Genomic DNA, 12,802 nt, shown 5'->3' on the forward strand with positions numbered 1-12,802 from the left:
GCGATCGTCGAAAACATGGAAAATACGGGATGTTCTCGCCCGAATGTGTAGGAACATCCCAGGGTGGCCGAGATCTTGGCTCAGCGTGGCTCTCAGCGGGCTGCTCTCCGCCTATCTGCCGACGCGGGCCGCCAACCCTCCTTCGTGGACCGCGCGGCCGGAAACGGCCTCTGCCGGCGTACTCACCCGGCTCGTCGCACCGCCTAGGGATCCCTCGCATCGCCCGAAAGGACATCCGATGGCTAAGCGGATCATCCAGACCCCGCCGGACCTGGAGCTACCCGCCGAAATGCTGACCATCGAGCAAGCCGCTGCCCGCATCGGCATGAGCCCGCGCTACATCCGGCGCGCGATCGCCGAGCGCCACATCGCCTCCCACCACTTCGGCCGGTCGGTCCGCATCGACCCCGCCGACCTGGCCGCCTTCGTACGAGATAACCGAGTCGAGCCGATGACCGCCGAGACCGTGTGGCGCGGACTGAGGAGTGTTGCCTGATCATGCCGAACAGAGACGGACACCGCCGCTTCGGCAGCGTGCGCAAGCTGCCCTCCGGCCGCTATCAGGCCCGGTACCCGGCACCGGACGGGACGACGCGATCCGGGGATCAGACCTTCGCTCGCAAGGCCGAGGCCGAGCGGTACCTGATCCTGATCGAGGCGCAGATGGCGCGCCGGGAGTGGATCGATCCCGATCGCGGGAAGATTCGCTTGCAGGACTACGCGGAACGGTGGATCACCGAACGGCCGAACCTGCGGCCGCGGACCGTGCACCTGTACCGTTGGACGCTGGGCAAGCACGTCACGCCGTACCTGGGCGGCATGCCGCTCAATCGGCTCGACACGCCGATGATCCGCGAGTGGCGGACGCGGCTATTAGCTCAAGGCGTGTCGCTGACCATGGCTGCCAAGGCGTACCGGCTGCTGCGGGCGGTCCTCATGACCGCGGTCAAGGAAGACGAGTTGATCAGGGTCAACCCGTGCCGGATCAAGGGTGCCGACCAAGAGAAGCCCGCGGAGCGGCCGGTGCTGTCCGTCCCGCAGGTCTTCGCGCTGGCCGAGCAAATGCCCGCCCGGTTCCGGGCGTTGGTCCTGGTGGTGACGTTCGGATCGCTGCGGTGGGGCGAGGCCGTCGCCTTGCAGCGCAGCGACATCGACACCTCCGCCGGGACCGTCCAGGTGCGGCAGGCGTTCGTCGAGCATCGCGGCACCGGCCTGATCCTCGGGCCGCCGAAGTCGCGGGCCGGCGTCAGGACGATCGCGCTGCCGAGGGCTGCCCTGCCGCTGCTGCGAGAGCACATGGGCAACTACGTCGGGACGGCACCGACGGCGTTCGTGTTCACCAGTGAGACCGGGCGTACCCTGTGGCGCGGCAACTTCAACAAGCTGGTCAAGTGGTCCGAGGCGGTGGCCGCGGTCGGCGCGGCCGGGCTGCACTTCCACGACCTGCGGCACACCGGCAACGACCTGGCGTCCCGCGCGCCGGGCGCGAGCCTGCGGGACATCATGGCCCGGATGGGCCACGACAGCCCGCGGGCCGCGCTGATCTACCAGCACGCCAACCGGGAGGCCGATCTCGGGATCGCCGAGGCGATGGACAAGGCGGTCCAGGCAGCCCGGCGCAAGCCGAGCAAGCGCAAGCCGAAGCGGTCCCACAACGGCGACGGACCGGCCGCCGAGGCGGGCTAATGGCACGCCAATGGCACGAGGCCCAATTCTAGGATCTTGAAACCATGGAAGCCCTGGCGGGACGCTTGTCCTGACCAGGGCTTCCGTGTGTGGAGCGGGTGACGGGAATCGAACCCGCACTGTCAGCTTGGGAAGCTGATGTTCTGCCATTGAACTACACCCGCAGCGGGCATCACTGTACCTGATTGCGGGCTGTCTTGGCGGGACCGGGCGGCTCAACTCGCGATCGCGAGCGGGCGCGATAACTCGGCCCGCCAGGTGCGGGACATCGGAGTGACGGTAGGGGACGCGGCCAGGGGGATGGCGCCGCTCGGGCCGTGGCGGCGGAGGGTCGCGCGGTCGATGCCCAGCTCGTAGAGGTGCCAGTCGACGTCGGGGGAGGCTCGGAGCGCCTCGGAGAGGGTGGCGATCACGAGCGGGTCGTGGACTCGGGTGGCTCGGCCGGTCAGGTAGGCCTCGTCGTCGCTCTCCTCCGGGGGGTAGGAATGCAGCGCGTAGCGGCCGTCGCGGGCCAGGTCTCGCCGTTTGGGTGACGCCACCAGGAAGCAGTAGAGGCCCTCGTCGGTGATGACCGGTGAGACCGGGTGGACCCGGGGGCCGCCGTCGGGGCGGACCGTGGCCAGGTAGGCCAGGCCGGGACCGTACTGCTCGAGGAGGGCGCGGACGGCTGCTGCCAGCGTGGGGTCGGCGGCGGCGAAATCGGACCAGGAAGCCATGCCGTCATTCTATCGAACAAATGTTCGAGACGACCAGTTCGCCACGCGAAAAGTGCAGCTAGGTATGGTGTTGCGATGCTGCTCTCGGACCGCGACCTCGTCAGCGAGATCAAGTCGGGCGATCTGGCCCTGGAGCCGTTCGAGCCGGCGCTCATGCAACCGTCCAGCATCGACGTGCGGCTGGACCGGTTCTTCCGGGTCTTCAACAACCATCTGTACACGCACATCGACCCGGCCGAGCAGCAGGACGATCTGACCGCGCTGGTCGAGGTGGCCGAGGGCGAGCCGTTCGTGCTGCACCCGGGCGAGTTCGTGCTGGCCTCGACGCTCGAGGTGATCACGCTGGGCGACCAGCTCGCGGGGCGGCTCGAGGGTAAGAGCAGCCTCGGCCGGCTGGGGCTGCTGACGCACTCGACGGCCGGCTTCATCGACCCGGGCTTCTCGGGGCACGTGACGCTGGAGCTGTCCAACGTGGCCAACCTGCCGATCAAGCTTTGGCCGGGCATGAAGATCGGGCAGCTGTGCATCTTCCGGCTGTCGTCGCCGGCCGAGCACCCGTACGGATCGGCCGTCTACGGGTCCCGCTACCAGGGACAACGCGGCCCGACGCCGAGCCGTTCGGCGCAGAACTTCCGCACCTGGCCGACCACCTGACGGAGTTATCCACAGCCCGAAAGAAGCGGGTGGCGCCCTCGTAACGGCCCCTGGAAGGCTGTGCCGCATGACGGGGACCATTGATCCAGAAGCGGCAACTTATCTCGACAAAACCCGCATTGCGTACGACGAGGTGGCGGCCGATTACGCCGACCTGCTCCGGGACCTCCATGCCGAGGCGACCTGGGATCGGGCGGTGCTGAGCGCCTTCGCCGAGGTGGTGCGCGGGCCAGTGGTCGACGTCGGGTGCGGGCCGGGGCGCATCACCGGCCCGCTCGCCCGGCTCGGGGTGCAGGTCAGCGGTGTCGACCTGTCGCCGGCCATGGTCGAGGTCGCCCGGCGGGAGTTCCCCGGGTTGCGGTTCAGCGTGGGCTCGATGCTCGAGCTCGATCTGGCCGACGGCGAGCTCGGCGGGCTCGTCTCGTGGTATTCGCTGGTGCACACGCCGCGGTCGCTGCTGCCGGCGGTGTTCGCCGAGTTCTGCCGGGTGGTGCGGCCGGGTGGGCATGTGCTGCTCGCGTTCAAGGCCGGCGACCGGAAGAGGACGCTCACCAGCGGTTACGGCCATGACATCGATCTGGACGTGTACGAGCATCCGGCCGAGCTCGTGATCGACCTGCTCGACGAGGCAGGGTTCGCCGAGCGGATGCGGCTGGTGCGGGCGCCCGAGGAGTTCGAGAAACAGGCGCAGGCGTACGTCCTCGGGGTGAAACGAGGATGACGGCCGGAGCTCAGGCGCGGCGGATGCGCAGTCCGTGGCCGGCGGCCGCGCCCAGGACCTGATCGATCTCGGCGCGGCTCAGGGCGGCGGTCGGCACGGGGAAGAAGCGGGTGCGGCCGCGGCTGAAGATCAGCTGTCCGGGGGCTTCCTCGACCGAGCGGAAGGCGTTCCAGGCGTAGGCGTGGCGGGTTACGGCGCCGGAGCTGGCCACGCCGCCGTCGGTGATCTCGTAGGTCGCCAGGCCGGGGCCGCGGTCGCCGAGTGCCTCGCGGGTGCCGGTGTTCACCAGGAACATCGGGATGCCCACGGCGATCAGCGCGCCGGTGAGTAGCAGCGTTAGGTAGGGGCCGCCGTTGGTGACGGTCTCCAGCAGCAGGGCGAGCGCGATGGCGGCCCAGCCGAGTCCGCGCGCGGTCAGCAGCAGGGGGCGCAGTCCGCGGCGAACGGCCGAAGCGACCAGTCGGCCATCAACCGGGGCGGTGAACTGAAGGAGCACAACCGAAATGTAACTTTTCCCAGCCTTGCCCGGGTATGGGCCGGTCGGCGGAGTCGGAGAAGGCGTGATGGCCGTCCTGCCGCCCCGCTCGGGGGTGGCGGCTCGGGGGTCAGGCGAAGAGGATCTCGGCCAGGCGCCGCCACTCGGGGAGCGGCAAGTGGTCGGACGGGTCGGCGGAGAGGACCTGGACGGCCACGTGGTCGGCGCCGGCGGTCAGGTGGGCGTCGACGCCGGAGCGGATGGCCTGGTCGTCGCCCCAGATCACGGCCTGGTCGAGGAAGCGATCGCTGCCTTCGCCGGACAGGTCGTCGTCGGTGAAGCCGAAGCCGCGCAGGGCGTTCGTGTAGTTGGGCAGTGCCAGGTAGGTGCGGGCCATGCGGCGGGCCACGCGGTGGGCCTCGTCGGGGTCGGTGCCCAGGAAGATCTTCTGTTCGGGGATGAGGAGGCGGTCGGGGCCCAGGATCTCGCGGGCCGAGGCGGTGTGGGCAGGGGGCATCAGGTAGGGCAGGGCGCCGGCGGTCAGGTCGCGGGCGGCGGCGAGGGTCTTCGGGCCGAGGGCGGCGATCATGCGCTCCTCGGCGGGCACGTCGTGCAGCTTCTCGGTGAGGAACTCGCGCAGGCGGGAGAGCGGCTTCACGTAGAGCTGGCCCAGGGCCTCGGCGGTGGGGGCGTGACCGGAGCCGACGCCCAGGTAGAAACGGCCGGGGAACTGGCTTCGGATGCGGGCGGCGCTGGCCGCCAGCGTGGGGCCGTCGCTGCGCCAGATGTCGACGATGCTGGTGCCGACCACCAGGCGCGAGGTTGCCGCCAGCACGGCCTCGGGCAGCATCAGGTCGTCCGGTGGGCTGCCGCCCAGCCAGATCGAGCCGAAGCCGAGTGACTCCAGCTCGGCGGCGGCCGCGGCCACCGCGTTGGCGTCGTCCGGCCAGTGCCGGCTGGAGACCCAGATCCCGTAGCGCCCGAATTCGTCCATGTCCTCGATCGTACGATGGGAGCTGTGTACGTGATGATCTCGAAGTATCTGGTTCCGCTCGACGAGGTGGCCAAGGTCCGCGACGAGCATCTGGCCTTTTTGGAGGGTCTCGTCGAGCAGGGCGTCGTGGTGGCGGCCGGGCGGCAGGACCCACCGGTCGGCGGGCTCGTGCTGGTCGACGTGGCGGACGAGGCGCGCGCCTTCGAAGTGATGGCGCAGGACCCGTACGTGCGGAACGGCGTCGCCGAATACGAGGCAATCGGCTGGTCGCCGACCGTCGGCGTGCTGAAGAGCTACCTAAAGGGCTAGGTCGTCGCCGGTCAGCAGGCCGCGGATGGTGAGCGCGGCGGTGACCGGCGGCGGGCACTCGTTGACGATCACGGCGGTGCCCACGTAGGCGTCGCCGGCGAGGGTGCGCAGCGCGCCGGCCTGGGCGCCGGTCGCGGCCCAGTCGTCGACCACGAGCACCCGGTCGTCCGGGGTGATCAGGCCATCGCGTACGCCCAGGTGCTGCTCTTCGCCTCGATGATCGGTGGGCACGGTCACCCAGGTCATCGGCTCGGCGATCGGGCGGCGGACCCCGGCCCGGTAGGCCTCCACGAAGCCGGCGCCCAGCGACCGCGCCACCAGGGGCCCGACCAGGAAGCCCGTCACCTCGGGGGAGACGACGACGGTGGGCGAGGCGGACCGGAAAAGGTCGGCCAGCGCGTCGCCCAGACCGGAAACGATCACCGGATCACGCCACCAGCCGGAGCGGTTGCTGACCACGTAGCCGGTGTCGTCGCCGGGGTCGGTCCAGCGGAATCGGGCGCGGAGAAGATCACGAAGATCGACTGACACGCGGACATCCTGTCACTGTCGGCCGTCCGACCGACCGAGGCCGGTGAAACAGGTGGTTAGAACCGAGTCGAACTACAGGTCAAGTTGATGCAGTGACTCGCCCTGATCGGGCATGCTGTTCGGCGTAACCATGCCTACTCTGCCGCCGGGCCGTCGCCCGCTGAGCCCAGGATCCCGCGCCGGCCTCGGCGCGGCCCTCGTGCTGCTCGCGGTCGTGTCCGCGGTGGAGCTCGCCGACGGCCGGCACGCCCGGTTCGTGGGGCTGCTCGCGGCCGTGCCCTTCCTCGCCGCGGTCTTCGCCTTCTGGCAGACCGTGCTGGTGGTCGGCGTGCTGGCCGCGGTGGTCGGCTCGATCTTCGTGAGCCTCGACCCCACCCAAGGCATGTCCGGCCTCATCAACATCGTCGGCATTATCCTGGCCACCGGCATCGCGGCGACCGTGGCTACGATCCGGCAGCGCCAGGCCGACCGGATCGTCGAGCTGCAGCGTCTCGCGGCCGTGGCCCAGCAGGCCGTGCTCCGGCCGATCGGCCCCCAGGTGGGCGCGCTTGCGGTGGCCGGGCGGTACATCTCGGCGACGGCGGCGGCGGACATCGGGGGAGATCTTTACGAGGCGCTCGATACGCCGTACGGGGTCCGGATCATCATCGGTGACGTCCGCGGCAAGGGGCTCGACGCCGTCCGGCTGGCCAGCATCGTGCTCGGCTCCTACCGGCACGTCGCGTACGAGCGGGCCGATCTCAAGGCGGTGGCGGCCGACCTCGACCGGGCCGTGGCCCGCAGCGTCGGCGACGAGGACTTCGTGACCGCGGCCCTGGTCGAGGAGCGCGGCGGCACCCTGACGATCGTCAACTGTGGACATCCGGCGCCACTTCTGCTGCGCCGCGGCCAGGTCATTCCGCTGGAGCCGCAGGCGCCGGCGCCGCCACTGGGCTTCATGCCCGAGGTCAAGGCGCGGGTCGAGCGGCTCGAGCCCGGTGACCGGCTGCTGCTGTTCACCGACGGGCTGGGCGAGGCGCGCCGGGACGGGGAGTTCTTCCCGACCGCGGACCGGGCGTGGCGGCTGCTCGGGCACGGCACGGTGGGCGACGGGCTGGCGTCGCTCGAGACGGCGCTGGTGGATTGGGTGCACGGCCGGCTCGAGGACGACATCGCCCTGGTGCTGATGGAGTACACGGGACCCGGCGACGGCCCGACCGTCCCGATGCCGAGCTGGGAGGTCGGTGCCGCCGGAAGCTAGGCGGCCGCGGTCTCGGCGGTCGGCGCGGGCGCCGGGGCCGGGACGGGTGCCGGAGTGGGTACCGGCGACGGCGCGGGAGCGGAGACGGGCGGTGCCGGTGAGACCGGAGCGGACGGCACGGGATCGGCCCGGCGGTGCCGCCCGGTGTAGTGACGAGGCTGGTCCGCCTGGCGAGGCTCGGGAATCAGGCTCTTGATCGTGGCGAACATGGCGACCCCTTGCGGTTTAGGCGAGTCTCTATCCGAACCAACGAGCCGCCAGACAGCTCGATACGTCGCTTGGCCGTACGTGAAGAGTTATTGGCCGAACGGCTGCCCCGCCGCCCACCTGATCGGCCGCCCTTGATGTGCGATCCGCCGGTTGGTCACAGAATCGCTCGCGGGTTGTCCCCTCCTACCGATGGGTAATAGAGTGGGAGTTACTGACGGGTAACTCGCGTTTCACTCGCGTCGTTCGGAAGCGGGGCCAGCACCTCATGACTCACTACAAGAGCAACCTTCGGGACCTCCAGTTCAACCTGTTCGAGGTCTTCGGGGCTGACAGTGCGTTCGGCCAGGCGCCGTACGACGAGATCGACGCGGACACCGCGCGCGATGTCCTCTCCGAGATCAACCGCCTCGCCACCGAGGATCTGGCGGCCAGCTACACGGACGCCGACCGGAACCCGCCGGTCTTCGACCCGGCCACGCACACCGCGCCGCTGCCGGAGTCGTTCAAGAAGTCGTTCGAGACGTGGATGGCGTCCGAGTTCTGGCGGCTCGACCTGCCCTCGTCGCTGGGCGGCACGCTGGCGCCGCGCGCGCTCTGGTGGGCGCTGGCCGAGCAGGTGCTGGGCTCCAACGCGCCGGTCTGGATGTACTCCTCGGGCCCGTCCTTCGCGCACGTGGTGCAGCAGGAGGGCACGCCCGAGCAGCAGAAGTGGGCCAAGCTCTTCGTCGAGAAGCAGTGGGGCTCGACCATGGTGCTCACCGAGCCGGATGCGGGCTCGGATGTCGGCGCCGGCCGCACGCGGGCCATCCCGCAGCCGGACGGCACGTGGCACATCGAGGGCGTGAAGCGGTTCATCACCTCGGGCGAGCACGACCTGACCGACAACATCATCCACTACGTGCTGGCCCGCCCGGTCGGCGTCGAGGGCGTGGGCGGCCCGGGCACCAAGGGCCTGTCGCTGTTCATCGTGCCGAAGTTCCACTTCGACGCCGAAACCGGCGAGCTGGGCGAGCGCAACGGCGTCTACGCCACCAACGTCGAGCACAAGATGGGCATCAAGGCGTCCAACACCTGCGAGATGACCTTCGGCGAGCACGGCGTACCGGCCAAGGGCTGGCTGCTGGGCGAGGTGCACGAGGGCATCCGGCAGATGTTCATGATCATTGAGTACGCGCGGATGATGGTCGGCACGAAGGCGATCGCGACCCTGTCGACGGGGTACCTCAACGCGCTGGAGTACGCCAAGAACCGGGTGCAGGGCGCCGACCTGGTGCAGAACAACGACAAGGCGGCGCCGCGCGTCACGATCACGCACCACCCGGACGTACGCCGCTCGCTGATGCTCCAGAAGTCGTACGCCGAGGCCCTGCGCGCGCTGGTGATCTACACCGCCACCTGGCAGGACAAGGTCGCCATCGCGACCGCGGCCGGCGACGAGAAGGCGGCCAAGGCCGCGAGCAAGGTCAACGACCTGCTGCTGCCGCTGGTCAAGGGCGTGGGCTCGGAGCGGGCGTACGAGCTGCTGGGCGCCGAGGCGCTGCAGACGTTCGGCGGCTCCGGCTTCCTGCAGGACTACCCGCTCGAGCAGTACGTGCGGGACGCCAAGATCGACACCCTGTACGAGGGCACCACCGCGATCCAGAGCCTCGACCTGATCTTCCGCAAGATCGTGAAGGACCAGGGCCGGTCGCTCGCCACGCTGGCCACCGAGATCCAGGGCTTCATCGAGAGCGAGGCCGGCAACGGCCGCCTCAAGGAGGAGCGGCTGGCCCTGGGCAAGGCCCTCGGCGAGCTCCAGCAGATCCTCGGCACGGTGATGGGCTGGCTGACCGCGGCCCAGGGCGGCGACACCCGCGAGGTCTACAAGGTAGGCCTCACCTCGCGCCGCATCCTGCTCGCCCTCGGCGACGTCGTACTCTCCTGGCTGCTGCTGCGGCAGGCCGAGGTCGCGCTCAAGGCGCTCGGCGGCGAGGTCTCCGGTGCCGACAAGAGCTTCTACGAGGGCAAGGTCGCGGCCGCCCGGTTCTTCGCCCGCGAGGTCCTTCCGCGGGTGGGCGCCGACCGCCGCATCATCGAGAACACGACCCTGGACCTGATGGATCTCGCCGAGGACGCGTTCTGACGCTGGACGGAGACTACGAGGGCCGGCCGGACAATGGTGTCCGCCGGCCCTCGGCCATTCAGCCCCGGCCGGTGTGCCGCTCGACCAGGCGCATCGAGCCGGGCTCGGTCTGCGACCACGAGTCGTCCGTACGGTGGACGGCGAGCCCGGAGGTGCGCAGCTCGACCTCCTGACCGTCCCACTGGTCGTCCGGGATGAGCATGATGGACACTTCGGACATGGTGGGGTTGTGACCGACCACGAGGATCGTCCGAACCGTGTCGGGCACCGTCCGGAGCAGGTCGAACACCTCGGTGCGGCCCCCCGCGTACAAACCCTTCTCGTAGCGCACCTCGGGTGACACCTGACCCGGCTGTGCCTGGGCGAGCGCGATCGACACGCCCTGCCACGTCTGCCTCGTGCGCGCCGCGGGTGAGCACAGCACCAGGTCGGGATGGATGCGCTCGTCGGCCAGCCAGGCGCCGGCCGCATCCGCATCGGTCTCGCCTCTCGTGGTCAGCCGGCGGTCGAAATCGGGGCCGGCGCCGGGTGTCTCGGCCTTGGCGTGCCGGAGCAGTACGAGCGTCCGTGCGGTCATGGGAACAGCTTGCCTGATTGAGGAATCGACCGCGTGGGTAAAAGCCCGAACGACGCAATGACTCCAGTGAGGATCAAGGAGGCCCGGCGATGGGCATCGGCGGAAGCATCTTCCTGCTGGCGGTGGGGGCGATCCTGGCGTTCGCCGTCAACGCGAACATCAGCGGCATCGACATCAACATCATCGGCTGGATCCTGATGGCCGCCGGCCTGGTCGGCCTGATCATCACGCTCTGGTACTGGAACAGCCGCCGGCGCACGGTGGTCACCCGGCAGACCCAGGCTCCGGTCGCCGGTCCCGGCTATGCGGCCGAATACCGCGAGACCCGTCGCGAGGACTCGCCGCCGCCCCCGCCGCCGGGTTACTGAGTTTCACAAGCTCGCGACGCCGACTCGCCGCCCCCACCCCCTGGGCGGCCGGGTCGGCGTCGCGCTGTCTTGGCCCCCACCCCGTCACTGGGTGGGGGCCAACTTACGGGCCGGCTACGACAACTTCCTCGAGCTGTCCACCGGCGGCGGAATCAGGCCAGCGCGGAATCAGGCCAGCGCGGACTTGATCGCGGTCGCCAGCGGCGTCACCGGGCGGCCGAGCAGCGCCTCGAGGTCGGTGCGGGGCACGTCGAGCGCGCCCGCGGCCGCGGCCCGGTCCGAGTCGGCCAGCACCTCCGCGAACGGGGCCGGCAGCCCGACGCCGACCAGCAGCTCCACGTACTTCTCCGGGGTCAGGTCGGTGTAGGTGACCGGCTTGCCGGACTGCCGGGAGATCTCCGCCGCCAGCTCGGCCAGCGTGAACGGCTCGCCGCCCAGCTCGTACACCTTGCCGTCGTGCCCCTCGCCGACCAGCACCGACGCCGCGGCCTCGGCGTAGTCGGCCCGGGTGGCACCGGCGATCTTGCCGTCGCCCGCGGCGCCGAACAGGCCGTGCTCGAGCGCCTGCTGGACGTTGTAGTTCTCGATGTACCAGCTGTTGCGCAGGAACACGTAGGGCAGGCCGGACTCGGCGATCATGCGCTCGGTGGCCAGGTGCTCGCCGGCCAGCAGCATGTCGCTGGTGTCGGCCCTGGGCGCGCTGGTGTAGACGATCTGGCCGACGCCCGCCTTGCTGGCCGCGGTCACCACGTTGGTGTGCTGCGGGATGCGCTTGCCGACCTCGCTGCCGGAGATGAACAGCACCTTGTCGGCGCCGGCGAACGCCTCGGTGAGCGCGTCCACGTCGTCGTAGTCGACCTTCTTGGTGGCGATACCGAGATCGGCGATCTTCTCGACGCTGCGGCCGAGGCCGACGATCTCGCTCGCGGGCACTCCCTTGGCCAGCAGGGACTCGATGGCGAGGCGGCCGAGGTGCCCGGTCGCGCCGGTGACGACGATGGTCATTGCTGTCTCCTTCACGGTTGTAGACAGCGTAACTTCGCAGGTCAGCGATCACTTCCCAATTGATAGTGGGCACCTTGAAGTGCAGTACTCACCTGAGGGATAGTGTGCAGGTGGAAGTCAGCGCATACGCCAAGGACTGCCCGAGCCGGCAGATTCTCGACCGCATCGGCGACACGTGGAGCGTGCTGATCGTCGTGATGCTGGCCGACGGTCCGCATCGGTACACCGAGCTCGCCAACCGCATCCAGGGGGTCAGCCCGAAGATGCTCACGCAGACGTTGCGGGGGCTCGAGCGGGACGGGCTCATCACCCGTACGGTGTACCCGGTCGTCCCGCCCCGGGTCGACTACGCCCTGACCGAGCTGGGCCGCAGCCTGTACGGGCTGGTCGAGGGCCTGGAGAAGTGGGCGGAGACCCACATCGACGACGTCCAGGCCGCTCGCACCGCGTACGACGCCGCTCAGGCGTAAAGCGCGAAATACACCGCGATGTGGTGACAGATCGCCGCGACCAGTGTGCAGGCGTGGAAGAACTCGTGATGCCCGAAGACGCTGGGCCACGGGTTCGGCCGGCGCAGCGCGTAGAAGACCGCGCCGACCGTGTAGATCACGCCGCCGAGCACCAGCAGCACCAGGCAGGCGACGCCGCCGACGTGCAGCACGTCGGGCAGGATCGCGATGGCGGCCCAGCCCAGTGCCACGTACAGCGGTGCGCCGGCCCAGCGCGGCAGGTGTGGCCACACCACCTTCAGCGCCACGCCACCGAGCGCGCCGCCCCAGATCAGGCTCAGCATCAGCGTCGCCTTGCCGGGCGAGAGCAGCTCCACGCAGAACGGCGTGTAGGTGCCCGCGATGAAGATGAAGATCATTGAATGATCCATGCGGCGCATGATCTGGTAGCCGCGCTCGCTCCACACCCGCCGGTGGTAGAGCGCGCTGATCCCGAACAGGCCGCAGACGGTCGTGCTGTAGATCAGGCAGCTCAGGAACGGGGCGATCCCCGGGCGGCTGAGTGCGATCGAGCAGAGCACGACGCCGCCGACGAGGGCGACGAAGAATGCGTACTGGTGTAGGCGGCCGCGCAGGCGTGGTTTCCCGAGATCGGCCGGCTTCATCCGGAACGGTGCGGTGGTCGTCACGCCTCCCAGGTTACGGCACCGTAGGTTACTGACCGGTAGTGAAGCCGCTCACCCGG

16 protein-coding genes and 1 tRNA gene are annotated in these 12,802 nt (G+C 69.7%); 9 read left to right on the forward strand and 8 right to left on the reverse strand.

Annotated elements, in window-relative coordinates; all coding sequences use genetic code 11:
* Positions 1 to 238 precede the first annotated feature (238 nt).
* A complete protein-coding gene (locus tag ACQP2F_RS00485; RefSeq protein ID WP_433299688.1) occupies positions 239 to 496 on the forward strand; it encodes a helix-turn-helix domain-containing protein in 258 nt (85 codons plus the stop codon).
* 2 nt (positions 497 to 498) lie between these two features.
* Positions 499 to 1,686, forward strand: a complete 1,188-nt coding sequence (locus ACQP2F_RS00490; protein ID WP_433299690.1) for a tyrosine-type recombinase/integrase — start codon at positions 499 to 501, stop codon at positions 1,684 to 1,686.
* Between the two features lie 90 nt (positions 1,687 to 1,776).
* Here ACQP2F_RS00490 and ACQP2F_RS00495 read toward each other — a convergent pair.
* Together ACQP2F_RS00495 and ACQP2F_RS00500 are read right to left on the reverse strand one after the other, a co-directional pair.
* Positions 1,777 to 1,850, reverse strand: a tRNA-Gly gene (locus tag ACQP2F_RS00495).
* Between the two features lie 51 nt (positions 1,851 to 1,901).
* On the reverse strand, positions 1,902 to 2,402 hold the full coding sequence (locus tag ACQP2F_RS00500) for a pyridoxamine 5'-phosphate oxidase family protein (protein WP_433299692.1): 501 nt from the start codon (positions 2,400 to 2,402) through the stop codon (positions 1,902 to 1,904).
* Positions 2,403 to 2,477: 75 nt separating this feature from the next.
* Between ACQP2F_RS00500 and dcd the strand changes: the two genes are divergently transcribed.
* Together dcd and ACQP2F_RS00510 are read left to right on the forward strand one after the other, a co-directional pair.
* A complete protein-coding gene (dcd, locus tag ACQP2F_RS00505) occupies positions 2,478 to 3,056 on the forward strand; it encodes a dCTP deaminase (protein WP_433299694.1) in 579 nt (192 codons plus the stop codon).
* A gap of 67 nt (positions 3,057 to 3,123) precedes the next feature.
* Positions 3,124 to 3,777 carry a class I SAM-dependent DNA methyltransferase gene (locus ACQP2F_RS00510; RefSeq protein ID WP_433299696.1) on the forward strand — a complete coding sequence of 218 codons (654 nt, stop codon included), beginning with the start codon at positions 3,124 to 3,126 and terminating at the stop codon, positions 3,775 to 3,777.
* Positions 3,778 to 3,787: 10 nt separating this feature from the next.
* Here the strand turns inward: ACQP2F_RS00510 and ACQP2F_RS00515 are convergent, their stop codons facing one another.
* Together ACQP2F_RS00515 and ACQP2F_RS00520 are read right to left on the reverse strand one after the other, a co-directional pair.
* Positions 3,788 to 4,273, reverse strand: a complete 486-nt coding sequence (locus tag ACQP2F_RS00515) for a YcxB family protein (protein WP_433299697.1) — start codon at positions 4,271 to 4,273, stop codon at positions 3,788 to 3,790.
* A 109-nt stretch (positions 4,274 to 4,382) separates the two neighbouring features.
* On the reverse strand, positions 4,383 to 5,246 hold the full coding sequence (locus ACQP2F_RS00520) for an LLM class F420-dependent oxidoreductase (RefSeq protein ID WP_433299699.1): 864 nt from the start codon (positions 5,244 to 5,246) through the stop codon (positions 4,383 to 4,385).
* A gap of 33 nt (positions 5,247 to 5,279) precedes the next feature.
* Between ACQP2F_RS00520 and ACQP2F_RS00525 the strand changes: the two genes are divergently transcribed.
* The gene (locus ACQP2F_RS00525) at positions 5,280 to 5,555 is read left to right on the forward strand and encodes a YciI family protein (RefSeq protein ID WP_433307941.1); all 276 of its coding nucleotides are present in this window, start codon (positions 5,280 to 5,282) and stop codon (positions 5,553 to 5,555) included.
* On the opposite strand, the gene ACQP2F_RS00530 is transcribed toward ACQP2F_RS00525, so the two are convergent.
* Positions 5,544 to 6,086, reverse strand: a complete 543-nt coding sequence (locus tag ACQP2F_RS00530; protein WP_433299701.1) for a phosphoribosyltransferase family protein — start codon at positions 6,084 to 6,086, stop codon at positions 5,544 to 5,546. The genes ACQP2F_RS00525 and ACQP2F_RS00530 overlap by 12 nt on opposite strands.
* Positions 6,087 to 6,198: 112 nt before the next feature.
* Between ACQP2F_RS00530 and ACQP2F_RS00535 the strand changes: the two genes are divergently transcribed.
* Positions 6,199 to 7,326, forward strand: coding sequence for a PP2C family protein-serine/threonine phosphatase (locus tag ACQP2F_RS00535; RefSeq protein WP_433299703.1), 1,128 nt, complete (start codon positions 6,199 to 6,201; stop codon positions 7,324 to 7,326).
* A gap of 475 nt (positions 7,327 to 7,801) precedes the next feature.
* Complete coding sequence (locus ACQP2F_RS00540) at positions 7,802 to 9,658, forward strand: acyl-CoA dehydrogenase (RefSeq protein WP_433299705.1); 1,857 nt, start codon at positions 7,802 to 7,804, stop codon at positions 9,656 to 9,658.
* A 58-nt stretch (positions 9,659 to 9,716) separates the two neighbouring features.
* On the opposite strand, the gene ACQP2F_RS00545 is transcribed toward ACQP2F_RS00540, so the two are convergent.
* Positions 9,717 to 10,235: a SixA phosphatase family protein gene (locus ACQP2F_RS00545; RefSeq protein WP_433299707.1), complete on the reverse strand. Its 519-nt coding sequence runs from the start codon at positions 10,233 to 10,235 to the stop codon at positions 9,717 to 9,719.
* Between the two features lie 89 nt (positions 10,236 to 10,324).
* On the opposite strand from ACQP2F_RS00545, the gene ACQP2F_RS00550 reads away from it, so the two are divergent.
* Positions 10,325 to 10,603, forward strand: coding sequence for a DUF6458 family protein (locus ACQP2F_RS00550; protein WP_433299709.1), 279 nt, complete (start codon positions 10,325 to 10,327; stop codon positions 10,601 to 10,603).
* Between the two features lie 168 nt (positions 10,604 to 10,771).
* On the opposite strand, the gene ACQP2F_RS00555 is transcribed toward ACQP2F_RS00550, so the two are convergent.
* Entirely contained in the window at positions 10,772 to 11,608 is an 837-nt protein-coding gene (locus tag ACQP2F_RS00555; protein WP_433299711.1) for an SDR family oxidoreductase, read from the reverse strand.
* Positions 11,609 to 11,712: 104 nt separating this feature from the next.
* Here ACQP2F_RS00555 and ACQP2F_RS00560 point away from each other — a divergent pair, with 104 nt between their 5' ends.
* Positions 11,713 to 12,078, forward strand: coding sequence for a winged helix-turn-helix transcriptional regulator (locus ACQP2F_RS00560; RefSeq protein WP_433299713.1), 366 nt, complete (start codon positions 11,713 to 11,715; stop codon positions 12,076 to 12,078).
* On the opposite strand, the gene trhA is transcribed toward ACQP2F_RS00560, so the two are convergent.
* Positions 12,069 to 12,746, reverse strand: a complete 678-nt coding sequence (gene trhA, locus ACQP2F_RS00565; RefSeq protein WP_433299715.1) for a PAQR family membrane homeostasis protein TrhA — start codon at positions 12,744 to 12,746, stop codon at positions 12,069 to 12,071. The genes ACQP2F_RS00560 and trhA overlap by 10 nt on opposite strands.
* Between the last annotated feature and the right edge of the window lie 56 nt (positions 12,747 to 12,802).

It is taken from the genome of Actinoplanes sp. CA-030573, assembly GCF_050951115.1.
In the GTDB taxonomy this organism is placed as follows: domain Bacteria; phylum Actinomycetota; class Actinomycetes; order Mycobacteriales; family Micromonosporaceae; genus Actinoplanes.